Here is a 21,677-nt window from a genome sequence, read left to right on the forward strand (position 1 = left end):
ACTGAAAATTGATAAATTAAGCGTAGGGCAGCATCAGCGATACTCGCTCAATATCCCGTGGATCGACCAGGGCTTTATGGGAAAGACGATTCTTGCGATCGCTCCCCTTGTGTTCGAGTAAGTGATTTTTGTTGGCCTTGCGGCGGACAAACTTACCACTGCCCGTCGTCCGAAATCGTTTAGCAGCAGCGCGACGTGTTTTTAGCTTTGGCATAGCTTTGCCCTATTTTAGACACAGCTTACTAGTGTACTATTTTGAAGAGAGTCTTGGCAAGCTGCATGGAACTGGAGTTTATTCCTGTCGAAGAGTTTTATTTTGCCCTTACACTGGCCATGCGTACCCTCGAAGATTTGGGCGATGCGGCATTTGTGGAGCGGGTGCGATCGCGCTTGCAAGAGCGGTTTGGTCAGGCCTCGACTGTGGCTGCTGCCAAGCAAAACACCTTTAACTATGTCTTTCGGGTCAAGGGGGTTGACAATAGTCCGGCACCGCAATTAATCCTTTCGATTGCCGACTGGCAGGGAAAAATCCGCCTCAGCAGTGACTACGGCTGGACATTGGATGCACAGCGCAAAACCATCCGCACTGAAAAATTTGGCGATCGCCCCCAATTTTGCCAACAGGTGAAAGCCTACTTAGCCCAATGGCTGGAACTGCCGCAATTTCTCGAGGCCTAAATGTTTGACCTAGGAACCGCCCTTGACACAGCCATTAAAACCTGGTCGGTGGTGCATACCCCCTTTTTGCCCCCAGATCGGGTGGTGGAGGTACTAGGCACCCTTGAGCAACGAGCCGATGTCCATGGCCTAGCCTGGGGAGGGTATCCTCAAGCGGAGCGCTGTCGGCTGGCGATCGCCCCCATTGAACTTCGTCTTGAGGAGCAACAGCCTCCCCTGGCTTTGGTGCGAATCACCGGCAACTTTCTCTTTGATGCGGCTACCTACAGTGATTTTGAGCAAGCGATCGCCAATGGGGGTCTCGAAGAAGGGGATTATGGGGATGTCATTCTCCTGGGAGAACGGGGAGCACAGGTCATTCTCATCCCTGAGAAAGTCTCCACCCTACAAAAAGAGTTAAAACAAGTGCGCACAGTACCGGTGACTGTTGATCTCTGTGACTGGTCAGAACTGGCCGTAGCGCCCCCCAACGGAAATCCCTCAGTACCGTCGAAGCATCATTGCGCTTGGATGCCGTGGCCTCAGCCGGATTTGGGGTTTCCCGCAGTAAGATGAGCGAGTGGATTAGCCAAGGGCTAGTGCGGGTCAATTGGCAAATGGTGCAGCAACCGCGGCATCTCCTTAAGGTCAATGACCTCATTGCCATTCGCGGCAAAGGGCGATTGCAGATTCAAGCCATTCAAGTCACCAAGAAGGAGCGCTACCGCATTCAGATGGAGCGGATTCGCTAAAGCGATGGATCTACTGCTATCGAAATTGCTGCCACCGCTGCTGTATCCATTGTCTTTGGCCTGTTGGGCGCTAGTTTTTGCCATTGTGCGCTTTTGGCGTGCCCCCAAACAGGCAGCGATCGCCCTGGTCATTGCCCTAGGTATTTTACTCTTGAGCGGGAATGACTATGTGGCAGCCGCTCTTATTGCTTCCCTAGAGCGGCAGTATTTACCCCCTGATCCGATGCCCAAAGCTGCAGCCATCGTTGTTCTCGGTGGTGCTGTTGTTCCCCAAAGCGCCCCGCGCCCTTGGATCGAAGTCACAGAAAAAGGCGATCGCATTCTCTACGGTGCCCACCTCTTTCGCCAAGGCTATGCCCCCCACCTCATCCTTAGTGGTGGCCGCATTGACTGGCTCAGCGAACCCTTTCAGCGGGGCGAGGCGACAGATATGGCGGAAATTGCCACCACCTGCGGCGTGCCAATGGACAAGATTCTGCTGGACACCACCTCCCTAAATACCTATGAAAATGCCGTGAACGTCAAAGCCCTTCTTGAAAAACATTCCATTCAGGGAGAGCTACTGCTGGTGACATCCGCCTACCACATGCCCCGCGCCGTCGCCATTTTTCATCGTTTGGGGATGAACATCATTCCAGCACCCACAGACTATCGCTACCCCTCGATCGCGCGATCGCCCACCTGGCAAAACCTATTCCTCAGCCTGATCCCCAATCCCTACAACGTGGACATCACCACCATTGCCCTGCGGGAATATCAAGGTCTTCTCATTTATAGGCTGCGCGGTTGGCTTTAGAGGGCTTGGCCACGCAGAAACGCCTGACACACCTCCACAAAGGCAGGGGCTGACTCATAGGGCAGGACATTGCGCCCCGGAATTACCTCCCCTTGCACATTGGGAAATGTCTTGGCATAAAACTCTAGGCGTTCTGCAGGTGATTCAGCCCCACCATCGCGACTGATACTGGAAGCCTGATCCCCCATCACCACAAGCACTGGTTGACGAATATCCCGCATTTTCTGACGGTAATCCCGCCGCCAAAAACCCGCGAGGAAAGAGTACACTGCATGGCGACTCTCAAGATCAGCAGCCCCCACCGCCAGCATCCTGAGCCATTCGTCATCCACATCCTCCCCCTTAGCAAACAGTTGATTGATTGAAAAGCGACGCAGAAAACTTTTCTGACGCGCATAGAGATAGAAAACGCGACCCAATGGCGAGTCAAAAAGATTCCAACGTACCTTCTGCCACCTAGGGTCAGTATTTTCAGACACCAAAGCAGGGGCAGGTGGGCCACTGAGGATCAGTGCTCTTACTACTTGAGGATTAAGATGTACTAGCTCCATCGCTACGGGAAACAATGCCCCTTGAACAACAAGGATCACTGGTTGGCAGATCTCAGATGTAATGAAGAAATGTAACTGAGCTGCCCAATCTTCCGGATAGTAGGCGCAATGGGGCAAATCACTCTGGCCACAGCCCAGCAAATCAGGAATATAAAATGAATAACTTGCCCCTTGAGATTGCCAATAGCTGACACAGCGCTCCCAAAACTGCCCAGAAAGCCCCACCCCCACGGGATGGATAAAGAGAATGGGGGAGCCTCCTGCTTGAGAACTGAAGCGATAGGCGCAGGAAAAGCCCTGCCACTGATAGATTTTAGAGATGAATGACGGCATTGCAAACAATCCTTCAATAGTTTCTTCAGTGTTTCTTCAATATTTCCGTAGCCCAGAGTTAACGTCTAACACTGAACCCAGCAGATAAGTGGCCTGCGTGAATAACAGGGTTGATCCCCAATATGCAGTGATATTTTAAACAAACTTTTACCTTCTCTTAACTCCATCCCGTAAATGTTTGACTATGCTGGCGATGGGGACATCGTAGCGGCTTACCACTTGGAAACGTGTGGGTAACCGCCACCCCGAAGCTACTGTACACCGTAAAGGGTTGTTTACTCCGCTAGGAAACAGTACCATGTTGACATCCGCAAAACGCTATGCCCCTCTGGGGATATTTGCCGCTGTGGCGGCCCTTTCCGCTAGCCTAATACCCCCTACCTTGTCCCAAGAAGCCCCCACGATTCGTATCGATGGCTCCAGCACAGTCTACCCTGTCACTGAAGCCGTGGCCGAAGCTTTTCAAAAAGCTGAAGGGGGCAAAATTCGTGTTACTGTAGGCATCTCCGGTACCGGTGGCGGCTTCAAAAAGTTTTGCCGCGGTGAAACCGACATCTCCAATGCCTCCCGCCCCATTTTGGCCAAGGAAATGGAGGCCTGCAAAGCAGCTGGCGTCCAGTACATTGAGCTGCCAGTTGCCTATGATGCCCTCACCGTAGTTGTGAACCCCCAAAATACTTGGGCGAAAAGCCTGACTGTTGCTGAACTGAAAAAGATTTGGGAACCAGGCTCTACAATCAACAACTGGAACCAAGTGCGCAAAGAGTTTCCGAATATTCCTCTAAAACTCTTTGGTGCAGGAGCAGATTCCGGTACCTTTGACTACTTCACTGAGGCCATCAACGGTAAAGCAAAAGCTAGCCGCAAGGATTACACTGCCAGCGAGGATGATAATGTTCTTGTCCAAGGGGTATCCCGCGAGCGGGGAGCCCTCGGCTACTTCGGCTATGCTTACTACGCAGAAAACAAAAACAAGCTGAAGCCAGTGGCCATTGACAACGGCAAGGGTCCGGTGATGCCCTCTGAAAAAACAGTAGTTAACGGTACCTATCAGCCACTCTCCCGACCCATCTTTATCTATGTCAACGCTAAAGCTGCACAACGTCCTGAGGTGAAAAAATTTGTCACCTACTACCTGAACAACGCTCCTGCGATGGTCAAGAAAGTTAAGTATGTTCCTCTTCCCGCTAGTGCCTATAAAAAAATTCTTGCCAACTTTAGCAAGAATCGCATTGGCACCATTTTTGGCGGTAAAGAGGCAGTTGGTCTCACCATCAATGAGTTACTGAGTCTAGAGGCCAAGGAGTAGTCTAAGATAGGGGGAAGGAAGCCAAACTTTGGCGCCTTTCCCCAATTGATTTTATGTAGCAGAATCCTATCTATGATCGATCAACCCCTGGCCCCGCGCATTGAACTGCCCATTTCGGCAAGTGCTCGACAAAAACGTATCTGGTTAGAGCGCATTATTGGGTCTGGCCTCTTTGTGGCGGCATTTTCTTCGGTGATGATCACCACCATCATCATCTACATTCTTTTTAGTGAAACTGTTATCTTTTTCCAGAAAGTGATGGCGGTGCATCAGGAGTCCCTAATAGGTGCCCTTGCAGAATTTTTAACAACCACAGAGTGGTCCCCTTTAATTGAGCCAGTCAGCATTGGGGTGTGGGCACTGCTATCGGCAACAATTACGACCTGTACTATTGCCAGCTTTGTTGCGATCCCATTTGGCACGATTGGTGCAATTTATCTGAGTGAGTTTGCTCCGGCAAAGGTGCGAGAAATTCTGAAGCCGATTTTGGAACTATTGGCTGCTGTACCCACAGTGGTCTATGGCTATTTTGCCCTCCTATTTGTTACGCCATTGCTCCAGAAAATCATTTTGGGTGTACAGCAATGGTATGCACCCGGGAAGGAACCATGGGAATACTACGAGCTACCCGGATTTAATATGCTGGGCGCTGGCATTGTGGTTGGTTTGATGGTCATTCCCTATATTATGAGTATGTCTGAGGATGCCCTGCAAGCTATTCCTTCACACCTACGGGAAGGTTCTTATGCTATGGGGGCAACTCGCCTACAAACAGCTTTGCGGGTACTATTACCTGCGGCAACCTCAGGTTTAATTGCCGCCTACATCTTGGGTTTAGCACGGGCGGTCGGGGAAACAATGATTGTTGCTGTAGCTGCTGGTTTGCAGCCTAAATTTACCTTCAATCCCCTTGAAGGGGCAGCAACAACAACGGCCTATATTGTCTCGGCGAGTCTTGGAGACCTGCCCCATGGTTCCTTGGAGTACCAATCTATTTTTGCAGCAGGCATCATGCTCTTTTTGGTGACATTCCTCATGAATGTGGCCGGTTACTTTATCAGCCGCCGCTATCGGGAGGTGTACTAAATGATTGACATATTACGGAATCCGCTGGCAATTCGAGCCTCTATAGAGGTACGAACGCGCTGGGAAAAGTTTTTTATTTTCTTGGGCTTCTTTTCTGTCTTCATTGCCCTACTGACACTGGTACTCCTAGTGGGAAATTTGCTCCTACGGGGAGCTCCACTCCTGAACTGGAGGTTTTTCATGTCACCTCCTAGTGGAGATGCGGCTGAAGCAGGCATTTTAACGGCATGGGTAGGTAGCTTACTGGTTATTCTAGTTACAATTACGGTTGCTGTACCACTGGGAGTGGCAGCCGGCATCTACCTTGAAGAGTACGCGCCGAAGAATTGGATTCTTGATTTCATTGAAATCAATATCACTAATTTGGCCGGTGTTCCTTCCATCATTTATGGCCTGTTGGCTCTAGGGTTTTTTGTTTATATTCTCAAGTGGGGTGAGAGTATTCTTACCGCTGGCTGTACCCTAGCCTTGTTGATTTTACCGGTGATCATTGTCGCCACACGGGAAGCGATTCGCGCGATTCCCCAAGGTATTCGTGAGGGCGCCTATGCTGTGGGAGCCACCCGTTGGCAAACCATTGCCGATCATATCTTGCCCTACTCAATGGGTGGGATTCTCACTGGTGTGATTGTGGGGGTGTCGCGAGCCTTGGGAGAAACGGCTCCACTAGTAACCATTGGTGCGTTAACCTTTATCACGTTTTTGCCGGAAGCGCCATTAAAGGGGGAGTTTCCCTATATTTCGTTCAAATGGCTCTGGTCACCCTTTACCGTGTTGCCAATTCAAATGTTTAACTGGGTGTCACGCCCGCAAGAAGAGTTTCAGGTAAATGCAGCGGCGGCAGGGATTGTGCTGCTTGTTTTGACCTTGGGTGTCAACGCGGCAGCTATTTATCTTCGTTATCGTTTTAGGAAGAGCATCAAATGGTAAAACCAACAGATTCAGGACAGGGAGTTCCGCCAACGAAGCAGTCCTTAAAAAAGCTGGCTGAAGTGCGGAATCTGAACTTCTACTACAAGAGCAACCAAGCACTGAAGAATATCAACCTGTCGGTTTATGAAAAGCAAGTAACAGCTTTGATCGGCCCTTCCGGTTGTGGCAAGACAACATTGCTGCGCTGCTTCAACCGCATGCATGATCTGTATCCTGGTAATCGCTACGAAGGGGAAATCTGGCTAGGGGATGAAAACCCGCGTAACCTCTTGGAGATGGATCCCATTGAAGTGCGCATGCAGATTGGCATGGTCTTCCAAAAGCCAAACCCTTTCCCTAAGTCTATTTACGAGAATGTTGCCTACGGCCTGCGCATCCGTGGCATCACTAACCGCGCTGTTCTTGATGAGGTAGTGGAGCGATCGCTCCGCAATGCTGCCCTCTGGGATGAAGTTAAAGATCGCCTCAAAGAGCCGGGTACTTCTCTTTCGGGAGGACAGCAGCAGCGACTCTGTATTGCCCGTGCTCTTGCTACTAATCCGGAGCTGATTCTCTTTGATGAGCCCACTTCTGCTTTGGATCCAATTGCAACAGTCAGTATTGAGAACCTGATTACGGAGCTGAAGGATCAAGTCACTATTTTGATTGTGACCCACAATATGCAGCAGGCCATTCGCATTTCCCAGTTCACCGCCTTTATGTACCTCGGCGAGCTGGTGGAGTACAACGACACCATGTCTATTTTTACGAAGCCCGTGGAGCAGAAGACCGCCGATTACGTCAATGGTCGTTTCGGTTGATTCCCTGGGCCACTGCAAGTCTGCTTAAGAAGGGGGTCTAAGGGGGACGTGGGATTGCCCATGGATGGCCGTCCTAGGGCTAATGGTTATTCCTTCTCGCTCTAGGGGCGCAGGGATGTTGGCACCGCTGGGGTCAACTGCTGCACGAGTGAGGAGGATTATATCCAGGGCGCACCGCAACTGGTGTTTGCCAGTGCTGCCTACAACCGGCATGATCAGCTCAGGGGGAACCGCCTCAATGGCGTTCAGGCATACCTCCTCTGGTGTCCCCGCGATCGCCAGATTCACTGGTTTTGCTTAGAAGCAGGGGAATACCCGTCACTCCCTGCTGATACTGAGGGGATTATCGGCAGCCGCCACTTCCCCGGACTTTGGCTTGCCCCTGAGGCATTACTTGTCCATGAGTTGGGTACTGTCTTGCGGGGACTACAACAGGGAATGGCCACTCCTGAACATTAAGCGTTTGTAGAAATCTGGATCGAAACTTAAAAATTTTCCCTAATCTGGCATTATGCTGTATAGAATCCCCGTGTCAATAGTGGCGTATTGGCATCGCCCTTGCCAAACCCAGGAATTCTGTCTGTCTGCCGATTGAACGTTTTATTCACCGTAGCCCTATGTTGCAATTAGACCCCATTTCCAAAACGACCAATCAACATTCTGGTCACAAAGGTTTAGTGATGGCGATCGGGGGAGCGGAGGACAAAGTACGTGGGCGACAAATTCTCACCACTTTTTGTCAACGGGCTGGCGGCCTAGATGCCGTCATTGGTGTTATTCCCTCTGCTTCCCGTGAACCCGATGCCATGGGGCGGCTCTACCACGATATTTTCCGCGATATTGGCGTGCGGGAAGTGGACGTTCTATTGGTAGGCGATCGCGCCGATGCTGAACAGGAAGAGATGCTGACTCGCTTGAGTCGCTGTACTGGAATCTTTATGTCTGGAGGCGATCAACTGCGTTTGTCGGCGCTGCTGGATGAAACCCGCCTCCTGTACCAATTGCGCCATCAAGTCTGGGAAGGCAAATCCATCCTTGGGGGTACCAGTGCCGGTGCCGCTGTCATGGGTGAGTGCATGATTGCCAGTGGGGGCAGCAATGAAGCCCCAAACCGCTCCCTAGTAGATTTGGCCACAGGCTTGGGTATTCTTCCCGATATTTTAGTGGATCAGCACTTCCACAACCGCAATCGTTTGGCGCGCCTGATTAGCGCCATTTCTGCTTATCCCGACAAGCTAGGTGTTGGCATTGATGAAGATACTTGTGCCATGTTTGAAGCCGATGGTACGCTGCGGGTTCTTGGTCGTGGCTCTGTCACTATTGTTGATCCTCGGGATGTCAGCTACACGAACTACGCCCATGTGGATGTCAACGAACCTCTGAGTATCTACAACTTGCGCCTACATATTCTCAGTGATGGTGACTGCTACGATCTCCGCACCCATCAAGTGCAGCATAAGTGCATTTTGCCTCCCCTAAACTAAGTTTTTGGGAAAGTGTTGCTTAAGATACAGCTTATTGCGTCACTCCCCTCAAAACTAAAGATGGTAAGTTGTCCTTAAAAAAGCCACTCTTCTATGAAGATTCTGAAATTACAAACGCTGCGGGGTCCCAATTACTGGAGCATTCGGCGTCATAAGCTGATTGTCATGCGTTTAGATCTAGAAGAGGTGGCCAATACCCCCTCCAACCAGATTCCCGGGTTTGTGGACGGGTTGGTGCGGGTTTTACCCAGTCTTTACAATCATTTTTGCTCCCTTGGCCACGCCGGGGGCTTTCTCACCCGCCTACGAGAAGGCACCTATCTGGGTCATGTGGTCGAACATGTCGCCCTCGAACTCCAAGAACTGGCAGGGATGTCCGTTGGTTTTGGCCGCACACGGGAGACCTCAACGCCGGGGGTGTATCAAGTAGTCTACGAATACCAAGTGGAAGAAGCAGGCCGCTATGCCGGCCGAGCAGCCGTGCGACTGTGCCAAAGCATTATCGATAGGGGCACCTATCCCCAGCGAGAACTGGATCAGGATCTCGCCGATCTCCGGCAGTTGAAAGCAAAGGCCTCCCTTGGCCCGAGTACGGAAGCGATTGTCCGCGAAGCCGAAGCCCGCAATATCCCTTGGTTTGAGTTGAGCAGTCGCTCGATTATTCAATTGGGCTATGGTGCCCGCAGTCATCGGATACAAGCCACGTTGAGCGATCGCAGTAGCATCTTGGCAGTTGAACTTGCAGGGGACAAAGAAGGGGCAAAGCGACTGCTTCAGGATGCGGGAATTCCTGTGCCAAAGGGAACCGTGGTCCGCTACATTGAAGACCTCCCCGAAGCCATTGAGGAGATCGGTGGCTACCCTATTGTCATTAAGCCCCTCAACGGCAACCACGGTCGGGGGATTACGATTGACATCAACACCCTAGAAGACGCTGAAGAAGCCTTTGAAATTGCCAGCAGCATCTCCAAATCAGTCATTGTGGAACGCTATCATGCGGGTCGCGACTTCCGGGTTCTAGTGGTCAATGGCAAAGTGGTCGCTGCTGCTGAACGGGTGCCCGCCCATGTCATTGGCGACGGCCGCTCTACCATTGAAGAACTCATTGAGCAAACAAACCAAGACCCGCAGCGGGGAGACGGTCACGATAATATCCTCACCCGCATTGAGGTCAACCACGACACTTGGACACTCCTGGAAAAACAGGGCTATACCCTGAATACGGTCTTGCAACCGGGGGAAATTTGTTATCTACGGGCCACGGCGAACCTGAGTACCGGTGGCATTGCCGTTGATCGCACCGATGAAATTCACCCGGAAAATGTTTGGATTTGCCAGCGGGCCGCTCGGATTATTGGTCTGGATATTGCCGGTATTGACGTTGTCAGCCCCGATATTAGTCAGCCCCTGCCTAAAGTTGGCGGTGTGATTGTGGAAGTCAATGCCGCTCCCGGCTTTCGCATGCACACGAACCCCAGCCAAGGGATTGCCCGCAATGTTGCTGAACCAGTGTTGAATATGCTCTTTCCACCGGGAACGCCTTGCCGCATCCCGATCTTTGCCATTACAGGCACCAATGGTAAAACCACCACCACCCGTCTCATTGCCCATATCTGCAAACAAACGGGGCAAACCGTTGGCTACACCACCACAGATGGCATCTATATTGGGGATTATCTGGTGGAAAAAGGAGACACCACAGGCCCCCAAAGTGCTCAACTAATCCTGCAGGACCCCACCGTTGAGATTGCCGTCCTCGAAACGGCGCGAGGCGGTATTCTCCGCTCCGGCTTGGGCTTTGACCACTGTGATGTCGGGGTGGTGCTCAATGTGCAGGCCGACCACCTTGGCCTTGGCGATATTGACACCGTTGAGCAATTGGCGGACTTAAAGGCAGTGGTGGTGGAATCCGCCTGGCCAAATGGCTACGCTGTTTTGAATGCCGATGACCCCCTAGTGGCGGGAATGGCACGCCAAGTCAAAGCGCAAGTGGCCTATTTCTCGATGAATCCCCACAATCCAATCATTCGGCAGCATATCCAGCAGGGGGGACTCGCCGCTGTTTATGAAAATGGCTATCTCTCAATTTTGAAAGGGGACTGGACGCTGCGGATTGAGCAGGCAGAAAATGTGCCCATTACCCTTGGGGCTCGAGCGGGCTTTATGATTGCCAATGCCCTCGCTGCCAGTCTAGCCGCCTTTGCCCAAGGCATCAGTATTGAGCATATTCGCGCTGCCTTGACCACGTTCCGAAGCTCGGTGGAGCAAACCCCCGGTCGGATGAACCTCTTTGATTTGGGGCAATTTAGTGTCTTGGTGGATTATGCCCACAATCCAGCAGGGTATGAGGCCATTGGTGAATTTGTCCAAAAATGGCCGGGGCAGCGCATTGGTGTCATTGGAGGACCGGGCGATCGCCGCGATCAAGACTTGGAACAACTGGGGGAACTCTCGGCGAAAATTTTTGATTGGATCATCATTAAGGAAGATGATGATACCCGTGGCCGGCCCCGTGGCGATGCCGCCTATTGGATTGAGCGGGGGGTACATCACCACAGTGTCCAGCGGCAATACGATATCATCCATGACGAGGTGGCAGCGATTCAATTTGCCCTTGATCGGGCTCCCAAAGGATCCTTAGTGGTGATCTTTCCAGCGGAAGTGAGCCGCACGATTCAACTGATTCGCCAGCATCAGCAACGACTCCAAGGGGAAACGACCAATGGCTTTCACAGTGAGGGAATGCCCACCAGTGGTGATCTCAACCCCTCCATCTCTCATTAGGGAGTTTCTCTACCGCTGGCAACGCTGATAGTATCACCCTCAATGAGCAGTCATCAGATCCAAGGTAAATGGCAATTTTGGATCGATCGCGGCGGCACGTTCACGGATATCGTCGCCCGCCGTCCCGATGGCCACATAGTGGTACACAAGCTGCTCTCAGAGAATCCAGAGCAGTATCGCGATGCGGCGGTAGCGGGAATTCGTACCCTCATGGGGTTGGCAGGGGATGCCCCCATTCCCAGTGAAGCCGTTGAAATTGTGAAACTGGGGACAACGGTGGCCACCAATGCTCTTTTGGAGCGCAAAGGCGAGCCAACGGTTCTCCTTATCACCCAAGGCTTTGGGGATGCGCTAGCCATTGGCTACCAAAACCGCCCCGATCTCTTTGCCCTAGGAATTGAGCAACCGCCGCCTCTTTACACCAAGGTTATTGAAGTTAAAGAGCGGGTCAGTGCCCAAGGGGAAATTCTCGTCCCCCTTGATTTGGCGGCGCTGAAACCACAACTGGCAGCGGTTTATAACCAAGGTATCCGCAGTTGTGCCATTGTCTTCGTCCATGGCTACCGTTACCCTGACCATGAGCAACAGGTGGCCGCCTTGGCAAGGGAAATGGGCTTTACCCAAGTGTCCGTTTCCCATGAGGTGAGTGGCCTCATTAAGCTGGTGAGCCGCGGTGATACGACGGTTGTCGATGCCTATTTGTCACCGGTACTGGGTCGCTATCTTCAGGGGGTGCAGGCGGAGCTAGGGGAGATTCCCCTTTACTGTATGCAGTCGAATGGCGGTGTCGTGGCGGCTTCCTGCTTTCGCGGTAAGGATAGTCTGCTGTCAGGCCCGGCGGGGGGGATGGTGGGGGTGGTGCGTACCGCCTTAGCTGCAGGGATTGAGCGGCTGATTGGTTTAGATATGGGGGGCACCTCCACCGATGTCTGCCACTATCGTCACAATTCTGATGCCCCTTGGCCAGAGTATGAGCGGTGGCAGGAAACCACGATTGCCGGTGTGCGGTTGCGATCGCCCCTCCTGGCAGTGCATACGGTGGCAGCCGGTGGGGGCTCCATTTTGCGGTTTGATCAGGGTCGCTACCAAGTGGGGCCAGAGTCTGCGGGTGCCAATCCCGGACCAGCGGCCTATCGTCGGGGTGGCCCCCTGACGATTACCGATGCCAATCTCCTCTTGGGGAAAATTCAGCCCGCCTATTTCCCTGCTGTCTTTGGGGCCGATGGTCAACAGCCTTTGGATCGCAAGACGGTCGAACAGCGATTTGCTCAACTGCGCCAAGAAATCTACGAGAGCACGGGGGATGCCCGCAGTGTCGCCGATGTGGCCGCTGGTTTTATTGAGGTGGCCGTGAATACAATGGCACAGGCAATTAAGAAAATTTCCCTGGAGCAGGGGCATGATGTGCGCGAGTACACCCTCTGCTCTTTTGGCGGTGCAGGAGGGCAACATGCCTGTTTAATTGCTGAAGCCCTGGGAATGGCCCAAGTTTATATTCACCCCTACGCGGGGGTGCTCTCGGCCTACGGCATCGGTCAGGCGGAGTTGCGGGTGCTCAAGGAGCAGACGATTGAACAACCTTTGATCCCCGATGGGTTTGCTGAACTCCAGGGACAAATTGAGCGCCTCAAGGCTCAAGTGGTGGCTGAACTCGCTGCCCAAGGGGTTGATCCCTCGCAAATTCAAAGTCAAGTGCGCATTGGCCTAGGGTATATCGGCACCGATACAACGCTGTGGGTGCCTTGGTCAGATCAAGAAACCATGGCAGCGTCCTTTGCCCAAGCCCATTGCGATCGCTATGGGTTCAATTTACGGGGGCGATCGCTGCGGGTGGGTCAAATTGCTGTTGAGGCTGTTGCCCTGCAGGCGATGCCAAGCGTCACCGTACCTGCAGCTACTGGCGAACTCATTCCCCTTGACCATGTACCAGTTTACAGCAAAGGCCAATGGCACCAAGCGCCAGTCTATGCGCGCGATCGCCTGCCGGCCCATCAGGTCATTGCAGGGGTGGCCCTGATCTTAGATACGACGGGCACCAACGTGGTTGAGGCGGGCTGGCAGGCCAAAGTGGATGAGCAAGGGGGGCTGTGGCTGCGTCCTCTCCAGGCCTTAGCGGCAACACCAAAGCAGATTGCTCCTACGGTTGCCGATCCCGTACAGTTGGGCATTTTTCAGCAGCTGTTTCGCGCTATTGCTGAGCAAATGGGGGTCACACTCCAGCAGACCAGTGCCTCGGTGAATATCAAAGAACGGTTGGATTTTTCCTGTGCTCTCTTTGATGGCGCCGGCAACCTCGTGGCCAATGCTCCCCATATCCCTGTGCATCTGGGGTCAATGAGCGAAAGTGTCAAGGCACTCTTGGCAGAGAAAAACAATGCCCTCCGTGCGGGTCAGGTTTTTGCCACGAATAATCCCTATCGCGGTGGTACCCACCTGCCGGATATTACTGTGATTACGCCGGTGTTTCTGAAGGGGGAAGCACACCCTGCTTTCTTTGTCGCTTCGCGGGGGCACCATGCTGACATTGGGGGCATCAGTCCTGGGTCAATGCCTGCCAATAGTACCGATGTCCGCCAAGAGGGGATTCTCTTTGACAATGTACTGCTGGTAGATGGTGGGGAGTTTCAAGGGGAGGCCATTTATCAGCTATTAACCCAAGGGCCTTGGCCAGCCCGCTATCCTGAACAGAATATCGCCGATTTGCAAGCGCAAATTGCCGCTAACCAGCGAGGAGCCCAAGAACTGATTGCGCTGTGCGATCGCTATGGTCGCGCGGTAGTCGCTGCCTATATGGAATTTAGCCAGGCCAATGCCGCTGAATGTGTGCGCCAATGCCTGCGATCGCTCCCAGGGGGCCGCTTTTGCGTTGCCATGGACAACGGCAGCCAAATTCAGGTGCAAATCACGATTGATACCACTCAAGGTGTAGCTTGCCTAGATTTTGCGGGAACCTCCAAGCAAACCCACGATAACTTCAATGCCCCCCTCGCCATTACTAAGGCAGCAGTCCTGTACGTCCTGCGGACACTGGTGCAGGAGGATATTCCCCTCAATGCCGGCTGTCTGCGGCCCATTGAGCTGCGGGTGCCGGAAGGCTGTCTATTAAACCCAACGTTTCCGGCGGCGGTGGTGGCTGGGAATGTGGAAACTTCACAAACTCTGGCCAATGCCCTCTATGGTGCCCTCGGTATTATGGCGGCGGCTCAGGGAACGATGAACAACCTTAGCTTTGGGAGCGATCGCTATCAATACTACGAAACCATCTGTGGTGGCGCTGGGGCAGGAGCCACCTTTGCCGGAGCCAGTACTGTGCAAACCCACATGACCAACTCTCGGCTCACTGATGTGGAAGTGCTGGAAAGCCGCTACCCCGTGATTGTTTGGGAGTTTTGCCGTCGCCGGGGCAGTGGTGGCAAGGGACAGCAATCAGGCGGCGATGGGGCCATTCGCGTCCTTGAGTTTCGTGAACCTATGACCGTCAGCCTCCTCAGCCAATCGCGGAAAATCCCCCCTTTTGGACTGTTTGGGGGTGAAGGTGGGGCAGTGGGTGAAAATCAATGGCTGAAACCTGGCGCCCCCCCCTCTCCTTTGCCCGGAACGGCCACCATTACTGTCGCGGCGGGCGATCGCCTGCGGATTTGTACCCCCGGCGGTGGTGGCTTTGGGGTACCTCATCTCTCAGATTAGATATATCAATATATATCAATCAAGTTAATCTTCGTCATCGGTGGGTTGACCGTTGCTGCTTACTTGTTTTAAGTGAATGTGCTTCCGGCCAAGGGTAATTTCAAATTCATCCCCCGGTTTGAGATTCATTTGCTTGGTATAGGCTGCACCAATGAGCAAATTGCCATTGGCTTGTACCGTAATTCGATAACTGGCACTGCGCCCCCCTCGGCTGCCACCGCGGCCTGACCTACTGTCAAGATTTACGCCCAAGGCTTCAAGAAGTGCCTTATTAAACTTCAGTTTGCTGATCCGCTCCTTGCCGGTTTTGGTCACGGTGTAGTAGCCACAGGCCTTTGCTTTTTCTTCGTGGCTGAGATGTTCCAGTTGTTTGTACTTTTCTAATAAAGCAGCACCTGTCAAGGGTTCTACTGGTTTGCGTCCCATTTTAACCTACCTTTTCAATGATCAAGTACTGTCTATTCATTGGCGATTCGATCAAAGATTGCCAAAGCGTGACAGCGAAGTCGTAATGAATGAGTGTCTATCTTTAGCAAACCATAATTTTTTTCAGAATTCAAGTTGCGATCGCCCTTGAGTCGGGGTTTTACATTTCCTTTGGAGGAGTTACATTGACAGCCCATTTCACAGCCACAGAAGAGGCTCAAAAAATGTGAGGGCCAGTGTAAAGAAGTCCTTTACCCCTCTGACAGCCCTTTTCGCAGGTGTGGCACAGGCTCAACACTACAAAAGCAATGATGAAAAAGGATTCGATTGCCGTTGAGATATCCCACATTTAAGACAACGAAAGTACATGCTCCACACTTTAGCAAGTGACTCTAATAAAACTTACAGCACTTTTTGCAAGACTTGAATATGCAAACCACGGTCGCTTCAGTGTGGGGCGGAAAAGCCGGAGGGTGACTTTCGTCCACAAGTTGTTAAAGTAAAGGCAATCCTCAATATTGCTGAAGAACTCCAACACTCAGAAGGGAACTCAAATCCACCACTTCTATGCCAAGAAGTATGCCAAGAAGTGTGTCTGCAGGAGTGGGATAGGCTAAAGGCAATCGTAATAGATGAGTGGCGCTGAAGCGGGGCGCGATCGGCCACTCTCTTCGGTAGGATTCGCAGCAGTTGCCAAAGATAGCTGTCGTGAGCTGTTTCCTTGGCTGTCATTTGGAGCAGTTCCCGCCCATGAATTCAATGGGATCATCTTCACTTAGAAGCCCAAGTTCTAGTAAACGGTGATCCTCCTGCACTGCAAATCGCACCGATGGGGGGGTTGGAGTGGGTTAAGGTGGGCGTGATCATGATCTTATTGCTCCTCTTATTGATCGTAAGTATTTTAGGCAGATATTTTAGACAGACTCTCAGGAGTGGCGCATTCTTCCCCACAGAATGCCCTAAACTGTGTCAAGGGTGTGGTGCCCTATGATTCCACGTCAACTGGTATTGCGCAACTTCCTCAGCTATCGCCAAGCCACTCTTTCCTTTGCGGGGTTACATCTGGCCTGTATTTGTGGTGCCAATGGGGCGGGCAAGTCTTCGCTCCTTGAGGCGATCGCTTGGGCACTCTGGGGGCAAAGCCGCGCTAGCCGTGAGGATGATGTGATCTACTACGGCGAAATGGAAGCCCAGGTGACATTTGAGTTTAGCGTCCAAGGGCAGACTTATCGGGTGGTACGGTTGCGGCGACGGCAGCAACAGACGGTTTTGGAGTTGCAGATTCAAACGGCGCTGGGCTATACCTCGCTAACGGGGCGATCGCTACGAGCGACCCAGGAAAAAATCATTCAAATTCTTCGCCTTGACTACGCCACCTTCGTCAACAGCGCCTATTTGCGCCAAGGACGTGCCGATGAATTTATGGCCAAGCGCCCCAGTGAGCGCAAGCAACTGCTGGCCAGCCTTTTGGGCTTGGATCAATACGAGACCCTAGCGGAGGCGGCGCGGGATCGCGCCCGTGACTACAAAGCCCAAATCAGTGTTCTGGAGCAGCGACTCCAGACCCTCGCGGATGAATTGGCCCAGGAGCCCCGCCTGCGTACCCAACAGGCAGCGGTGCGCCAGCAGATCCAACAGCAACGGCAGCAGGTACAGCAGTGCCAACAACGACTCCAAGAGCAACAGGCCGCCTACCATATCCATCAACTCCAACAGCGGGACTATGAACACTTGCAACAGCAGCGCGATACGCTTGCGGCAGCGATCGCCCACCTGGAGCACCAGTGCCAGACCCTTCGCCAAGAACAGGCCGCTATTGCGGATTTGGAAGCCCGTGCCCCCCTATTGGAAGCCGCCGTCAGGCAATGGGAGAGCCTGAAAACCGCCGAAGCGCAATTGCAGCAGTGTTTTAGTAAGTATCAACAGCTGCGCCAAGAGCGCGATCGCCACCAGCATAGCCTCGACCAACAGCGGCAAGACCTTCTGCGCACCCTCCATGGATTGGAGAGCCAGCAGCAATTTCTGCTGGAACAATGCCAGCAGTTGGAAAAGTTGCTCAAGCAAGAAAATCAGATTATTGCTGCTTTTGAACAGCTACAGCGAGCGCGCGCTCACCTCCAAGCCCAAGAAGAGCTGCAACAAAAAGTCTTTCCGCTCCTGCAAGCCAAACAGCGCCTCGAACTGGAACGGCAACAGCAGGAACAACGCCTCCGCAGCCGGCGCGATGAATTGCAGCAGTTGTGGCAGCATCTCCATCAACAGATAGAGCGGCAACCCGCTCTCCAAGAGGCAGTGACCCTGATTACAGCACAGATTGCAACCCTTGAAAAACAGCGTATCTATCAAGACCATGTGCGAGAAAAGGGACTGGAGCGCCGCCGCTTCCTCGAACAACTGCAAGCCCGCCAGCGGGAGTATGAGCGGCAAATGAATCAACTGGAGCAGCGCTTGGAACTACTGAATCAACCGGGAGCCATTTGCCCCCTGTGTCAACGTCCCCTCGATCGCGAGCACTACCAGGCTGTCCGGCAACGCCATGTCGCCGAAAAAGAGGAACTGCTGAATCAGGTGTGGGTCATCCGCGAGCAACTGGCAGTTACCGAGCGCGAAATTCAAGTTTTACGGCGGGAATATCTAACGGTGGGCTATGAGATCTCACAACTGACGCAACTGTTTGAGCAGCGGGGGCAACTCCAGCAGCAACTCCAGAGCACCCAAGATTTAGAACCGCAACTGGATCGCCTAGCCGGGGAAATTCAGCAGGTTGAGGAACAGCTCAGGAACGGCCATCAGGAAAGCCTTGGGGAACTGCAAGCGATTGAGGCAGAACTGGCACGCCTGAACTATGACGAGAAAAATCTGGCGATCGCCCGCGGCCAAGTGGAAAAATGGCGTTGGGCCGAAGCCAAGGAACAGGAACTCCGCCAAGCGCAACGGCAATACCAGCAGATTCAGCAGCAACTGCCAAACCTGATGGCCCAACAGGAGGAACTGCAACGGCAGCTCAATGCCCTTGAAACCACTTCCCCTCTTGCCCAGACCTTGGCAAGGATTGACCAGCAATTGGCCACCTTAGCCTACAATCCAGAGCGCCATACCCAAATTCAGGCCCAACTGGCTGCCCTCGCAACGGACTATGAGGCCTATGAGGCCCTGCAACGGGGGCGATCGCGCCAACCCCAACTCCGCCAAGACCTCGAGCACCTAGCGGAAACGCTGCAGCAACAACAGGCACAATTGCAACACATCACTGACAAACTCGCCACCCTTGAAGAAACCGCTCGCGCCGCTAGCCGCCTGGCCGCCGATCTCCATCAACAGCAACAGCACCTCCTCAAGCAACAGCAGACCCTCGAGGCCAACCTTGCCCAGCATGGCAAACTCAGCGCCGAATTAGAGCAACTCCATCGCCTCAGACAAGAATACGAACAGGGACAGCAAACCCTTGCCCACCTCCGTCATCAATACCGCCTCTACTGCGAGCTAGCCCAAGCCTTAGGCAAAAATGGTATTCCCGCCCTGCTTATTGAAACCGTCTTGCCCCATCTAGAGGCAGAAACCAATCATATCCTCGGTCGCCTCAGCAACCACCAACTCCATGTGCAGTTCATTACCCAGCGCAGCCGCCGTCGCAGTGGAGCCGACACCAAGCCCATTGAAACCCTTGATATTCTCATTGCCGATTGCCAAGGGACCCGTCCCTACGAAAGCTATTCGGGGGGTGAAGCTTTTCGCATCAATTTTGCTTTGCGCTTAGCCTTAGCCCGACTCTTGGCCCAGCGATCGGGGAGTGATGTCCAGTTTCTGATTATTGATGAGGGATTCGGTACCCAAGATGCCCAGGGTTGTGAACGGCTGATTGCCGCCTTGAACGCGATCGCCCCCGAATTTCACTGCATTCTCGCCATTACCCATGTTCCTGCCCTCAAGGAAGCCTTTCAAACCCGCATTGAGGTCACCAAAGTAGCGGGAGCCTCCCAACTGAGCATCATCACTTAAGCCCGTCGTTGGTCTTTTCGCCAAAATAGTAGAGTAGGCTCAGAAAGAATCACTTTGCAACGATGACAGTTGAACTCATTGCCAAGCTCAGCGATCCCATTGTCAGTGCCGGACAGGGGGCACAGCGCCAACTAGAGCTGACGCTAAGGGCACAGCGGCAACAACAGCGCGCTCCTCTAAATCTCTGCTTGATTTTGGATCACAGTGGGTCAATGGCATCGCAACCGTTGGCAATGGTGAAACGGGCAGCAGAGTCCCTAGTGGATCGGTTATTGCCGAGCGATCGCCTGAGTGTCATTGCCTTTGATCACAAAGCGAAGGTTCTGGTGCCCAACCAGACGGTCTGGGACAAGGAGGCCATTAAAGCCCAGATTGCCACCCTCGAACCGGGGGGTGGAACCGCCATTGATGAAGGGATGAAACTAGGATTGAAGGAAATTGCCACAGGCAAGCAGGGTACTATTTCCCAAATCTTTCTGCTCACAGATGGTGAAAATGAACACGGTGACAACCAGCGTTGCCTTGAGCTGGCCAAGCTGGCCGCGGAGTACAACATTACCTTGAATGCCCTAGGGTTTGGCGTCCACTGGAACCAAGATGTCCTTGAACAAATTGCCGATGCCGCTGGCGGACGGCTGGTGTTTATTGAATATGCTGAGCAGGCGATCGCCTGTTTTCAATCCCTCTTTAGCCACATCAGCAACGTGGACTACACCAATGCCCATGTCCTACTCACCTTGAGTGAAGCCGCTCAACTGGGGAACTTCAAACCCGTGCACCAAGTGGCGCCCGACACAATTGAACTCACCTACGAAAGCCCCGATCCCCACGAGTATGTGATTCGCGTGGGGGATGTCTCGGCAACCATCAGACGGACACTCCTCATTACCCTAACGACCCAGCCCTTGCCAGCGGGGTCTCACCTCATTGGTTTTGCCCAAGTCCGCTATGATGACCCGGTGCAGCAGTCCAGAGGCCTTTTCTCTGAGAGGATTCCCCTGACGCTCACAGCAGAACCAGAGCACGTGCCCCAAGTAGATCCAGAGGTACAGCAAAGCATTCTCATCCTCGAAAAATACCGCAAAACTAAGCTGGCAGAAACGAAGCTGCAATCGGGGGACACCGCTGGCGCGGCCACCTTTCTTCAGAGTGCGGCCAAAACTGCTCTACAACTGGGGGATGCGGAAGCAGCAAAAGTCCTTGAGGCCTCTGCCCAAGAGCTACAGCAACAATCTACCCTCAGTGAATCTGCCCTCAAGCGCACGCGCATTGCCTCAAAAACAGTCCTGAGCCGTCCCCCCTCAAACTAGCCACAGGGCATCGCCATTCTGGCAGCCTAGGAGAGATTGGGCACTGCCCCTATTCACCGCTAGCTCAATAAACCCATGACTGCCTACCAAGGCAATCAGATGGTGAGGTGGGGCATCGCCATAGGTGGGGACAAGGGGAATCTGCTGCCCCTGAATCCGGATTTGGTGATAGCCCTTAGCCAACAAATGCCCAGGGAGCGTAGTAATCACATTCCCAAAGTGATCAATGGCTTGAATCCAGCCTTGGACGCCTTGGGGGGTCATCTCATAGGTGAGATGGGGCAAGCGCACCAAACTGTCTGGGTCAATGGCACAGCCAAGGAGAGCAAAATCCGTTCCTGCGGCTAAATGGGCAGCCACGGCGGCAAAAATGTCCCGCCCATGGAAGGTCAAACTGGGACTGGCGGTGCGCCAAAATTGCGGTTGGGTTAGCTCAACGACGCGTCGGGGAGAATAGCGATCGCACACCTGGCTAAAGATGCCATTATCTGGACCAACACAATAGCCAACCTCCAAATCGAGGGCGATCGCCCGCCGACTTGTGCCCACCCCCGGATCCACCACCACGATATGCACCGTTTCCGGCGGAAAATAGGGCACCGCTTGCAGCAGTTGAAAACTGGCTGTGCGGCAATCCTGGGGTGGAATTTCATGGCATAGGTCAATGACCTGGGCTTGGGGGCAAATACTGAAAATCACCCCCTTCATCACCCCCCCATAGACATCCCGGTAACCAAAATCCGTCAGCAGTGTAATGCAGCAAGCCATGG

18 protein-coding genes are annotated in these 21,677 nt (G+C 53.1%); 14 read left to right on the plus strand and 4 right to left on the minus strand.

Annotated features, from left to right (window positions below; all coding sequences use genetic code 11):
* Positions 1-16: 16 nt before the first annotated feature.
* Entirely contained in the window at positions 17-214 is a 198-nt protein-coding gene (gene rpmI, locus NK55_RS07575) for a 50S ribosomal protein L35 (RefSeq protein WP_024125171.1), read from the minus strand.
* 65 nt (positions 215-279) lie between these two features.
* Here rpmI and NK55_RS07580 point away from each other — a divergent pair, with 65 nt between their 5' ends.
* The 4 genes from NK55_RS07580 to NK55_RS07590 are packed head-to-tail and all read left to right on the plus strand — an operon-like array spanning position 280 to position 2,205.
* The gene (locus NK55_RS07580) at positions 280-678 is read left to right on the plus strand and encodes a hypothetical protein (RefSeq protein ID WP_024125172.1); all 399 of its coding nucleotides are present in this window, start codon (positions 280-282) and stop codon (positions 676-678) included.
* Positions 679-1,233, plus strand: coding sequence for a hypothetical protein (locus tag NK55_RS07585; protein WP_225871744.1), 555 nt, complete (start codon positions 679-681; stop codon positions 1,231-1,233).
* A complete protein-coding gene (locus NK55_RS13840) occupies positions 1,230-1,409 on the plus strand; it encodes a S4 domain-containing protein (protein WP_225871745.1) in 180 nt (59 codons plus the stop codon). Before NK55_RS07585 ends, NK55_RS13840 begins: the two co-directional genes overlap by 4 nt.
* A 4-nt stretch (positions 1,410-1,413) precedes the next feature.
* Complete coding sequence (locus NK55_RS07590; RefSeq protein ID WP_024125173.1) at positions 1,414-2,205, plus strand: YdcF family protein; 792 nt, start codon at positions 1,414-1,416, stop codon at positions 2,203-2,205.
* Here NK55_RS07590 and NK55_RS07595 read toward each other — a convergent pair.
* On the minus strand, positions 2,202-3,089 hold the full coding sequence (locus NK55_RS07595) for an alpha/beta fold hydrolase (RefSeq protein ID WP_024125174.1): 888 nt from the start codon (positions 3,087-3,089) through the stop codon (positions 2,202-2,204). The two genes, NK55_RS07590 and NK55_RS07595, sit on opposite strands and share 4 nt — an antisense overlap.
* A gap of 298 nt (positions 3,090-3,387) precedes the next feature.
* On the opposite strand from NK55_RS07595, the gene NK55_RS07600 reads away from it, so the two are divergent.
* The 8 genes from NK55_RS07600 (at position 3,388) to NK55_RS07635 (ending at position 15,172) form a co-directional block, all read left to right on the plus strand.
* Entirely contained in the window at positions 3,388-4,398 is a 1,011-nt protein-coding gene (locus tag NK55_RS07600) for a PstS family phosphate ABC transporter substrate-binding protein (protein ID WP_024125175.1), read from the plus strand.
* 72 nt (positions 4,399-4,470) lie between these two features.
* Positions 4,471-5,484, plus strand: a complete 1,014-nt coding sequence (pstC, locus tag NK55_RS07605; protein WP_024125176.1) for a phosphate ABC transporter permease subunit PstC — start codon at positions 4,471-4,473, stop codon at positions 5,482-5,484.
* Positions 5,485-6,414, plus strand: coding sequence for a phosphate ABC transporter permease PstA (pstA, locus tag NK55_RS07610; RefSeq protein ID WP_024125177.1), 930 nt, complete (start codon positions 5,485-5,487; stop codon positions 6,412-6,414).
* Entirely contained in the window at positions 6,408-7,217 is an 810-nt protein-coding gene (pstB, locus tag NK55_RS07615) for a phosphate ABC transporter ATP-binding protein PstB (RefSeq protein WP_024125178.1), read from the plus strand. The genes pstA and pstB overlap by 7 nt, the downstream gene beginning before the upstream one ends.
* Positions 7,218-7,400: 183 nt before the next feature.
* Positions 7,401-7,676, plus strand: coding sequence for a Uma2 family endonuclease (locus tag NK55_RS07620; RefSeq protein WP_024125179.1), 276 nt, complete (start codon positions 7,401-7,403; stop codon positions 7,674-7,676).
* Between the two features lie 158 nt (positions 7,677-7,834).
* On the plus strand, positions 7,835-8,701 hold the full coding sequence (locus tag NK55_RS07625; protein WP_024125180.1) for a cyanophycinase: 867 nt from the start codon (positions 7,835-7,837) through the stop codon (positions 8,699-8,701).
* 93 nt (positions 8,702-8,794) lie between these two features.
* Positions 8,795-11,485, plus strand: coding sequence for a cyanophycin synthetase (cphA, locus tag NK55_RS07630; protein WP_024125181.1), 2,691 nt, complete (start codon positions 8,795-8,797; stop codon positions 11,483-11,485).
* A gap of 42 nt (positions 11,486-11,527) precedes the next feature.
* Entirely contained in the window at positions 11,528-15,172 is a 3,645-nt protein-coding gene (locus NK55_RS07635) for a hydantoinase B/oxoprolinase family protein (protein ID WP_024125182.1), read from the plus strand.
* Between the two features lie 24 nt (positions 15,173-15,196).
* Here NK55_RS07635 and NK55_RS07640 read toward each other — a convergent pair whose 3' ends face one another.
* Positions 15,197-15,598: an AbrB family transcriptional regulator gene (locus NK55_RS07640; RefSeq protein ID WP_024125183.1), complete on the minus strand. Its 402-nt coding sequence runs from the start codon at positions 15,596-15,598 to the stop codon at positions 15,197-15,199.
* A 987-nt stretch (positions 15,599-16,585) separates the two neighbouring features.
* Here NK55_RS07640 and NK55_RS07645 point away from each other — a divergent pair.
* Together NK55_RS07645 and NK55_RS07650 are read left to right on the plus strand one after the other, a co-directional pair.
* Entirely contained in the window at positions 16,586-19,597 is a 3,012-nt protein-coding gene (locus NK55_RS07645) for an AAA family ATPase (RefSeq protein ID WP_024125184.1), read from the plus strand.
* Positions 19,598-19,659: 62 nt separating this feature from the next.
* Positions 19,660-20,907: a VWA domain-containing protein gene (locus tag NK55_RS07650; protein ID WP_024125185.1), complete on the plus strand. Its 1,248-nt coding sequence runs from the start codon at positions 19,660-19,662 to the stop codon at positions 20,905-20,907.
* On the opposite strand, the gene NK55_RS07655 is transcribed toward NK55_RS07650, so the two are convergent.
* Positions 20,899-21,675: an S-adenosyl-l-methionine hydroxide adenosyltransferase family protein gene (locus tag NK55_RS07655; protein WP_024125186.1), complete on the minus strand. Its 777-nt coding sequence runs from the start codon at positions 21,673-21,675 to the stop codon at positions 20,899-20,901. The genes NK55_RS07650 and NK55_RS07655 overlap by 9 nt on opposite strands.
* Positions 21,676-21,677 lie beyond the last annotated feature (2 nt).

This window comes from Thermosynechococcus sp. NK55a, assembly GCF_000505665.1.
Classification (GTDB): Bacteria; Cyanobacteriota; Cyanobacteriia; order Thermosynechococcales; family Thermosynechococcaceae; genus Thermosynechococcus.

Bases quoted from the DNA above. Each gene is read 5' to 3' on its own strand.
- rpmI (WP_024125171.1), bottom strand. From the start codon at position 214: ATGCCAAAGCTAAAAACACGTCGCGCTGCTGCTAAACGATTTCGGACG.
- NK55_RS07580 (WP_024125172.1), top strand. From the start codon at position 280: ATGGAACTGGAGTTTATTCCTGTCGAAGAGTTTTATTTTGCCCTTACA.
- NK55_RS07585 (WP_225871744.1), top strand. From the start codon at position 679: ATGTTTGACCTAGGAACCGCCCTTGACACAGCCATTAAAACCTGGTCG.
- NK55_RS13840 (WP_225871745.1), top strand. From the start codon at position 1,230: ATGAGCGAGTGGATTAGCCAAGGGCTAGTGCGGGTCAATTGGCAAATG.
- NK55_RS07590 (WP_024125173.1), top strand. From the start codon at position 1,414: ATGGATCTACTGCTATCGAAATTGCTGCCACCGCTGCTGTATCCATTG.
- NK55_RS07595 (WP_024125174.1), bottom strand. From the start codon at position 3,089: ATGCCGTCATTCATCTCTAAAATCTATCAGTGGCAGGGCTTTTCCTGC.
- NK55_RS07600 (WP_024125175.1), top strand. From the start codon at position 3,388: ATGTTGACATCCGCAAAACGCTATGCCCCTCTGGGGATATTTGCCGCT.
- pstC (WP_024125176.1), top strand. From the start codon at position 4,471: ATGATCGATCAACCCCTGGCCCCGCGCATTGAACTGCCCATTTCGGCA.
- pstA (WP_024125177.1), top strand. From the start codon at position 5,485: ATGATTGACATATTACGGAATCCGCTGGCAATTCGAGCCTCTATAGAG.
- pstB (WP_024125178.1), top strand. From the start codon at position 6,408: ATGGTAAAACCAACAGATTCAGGACAGGGAGTTCCGCCAACGAAGCAG.
- NK55_RS07625 (WP_024125180.1), top strand. From the start codon at position 7,835: ATGTTGCAATTAGACCCCATTTCCAAAACGACCAATCAACATTCTGGT.
- cphA (WP_024125181.1), top strand. From the start codon at position 8,795: ATGAAGATTCTGAAATTACAAACGCTGCGGGGTCCCAATTACTGGAGC.
- NK55_RS07635 (WP_024125182.1), top strand. From the start codon at position 11,528: ATGAGCAGTCATCAGATCCAAGGTAAATGGCAATTTTGGATCGATCGC.
- NK55_RS07640 (WP_024125183.1), bottom strand. From the start codon at position 15,598: ATGGGACGCAAACCAGTAGAACCCTTGACAGGTGCTGCTTTATTAGAA.
- NK55_RS07645 (WP_024125184.1), top strand. From the start codon at position 16,586: ATGATTCCACGTCAACTGGTATTGCGCAACTTCCTCAGCTATCGCCAA.
- NK55_RS07650 (WP_024125185.1), top strand. From the start codon at position 19,660: ATGACAGTTGAACTCATTGCCAAGCTCAGCGATCCCATTGTCAGTGCC.
- NK55_RS07655 (WP_024125186.1), bottom strand. From the start codon at position 21,675: ATGGCTTGCTGCATTACACTGCTGACGGATTTTGGTTACCGGGATGTC.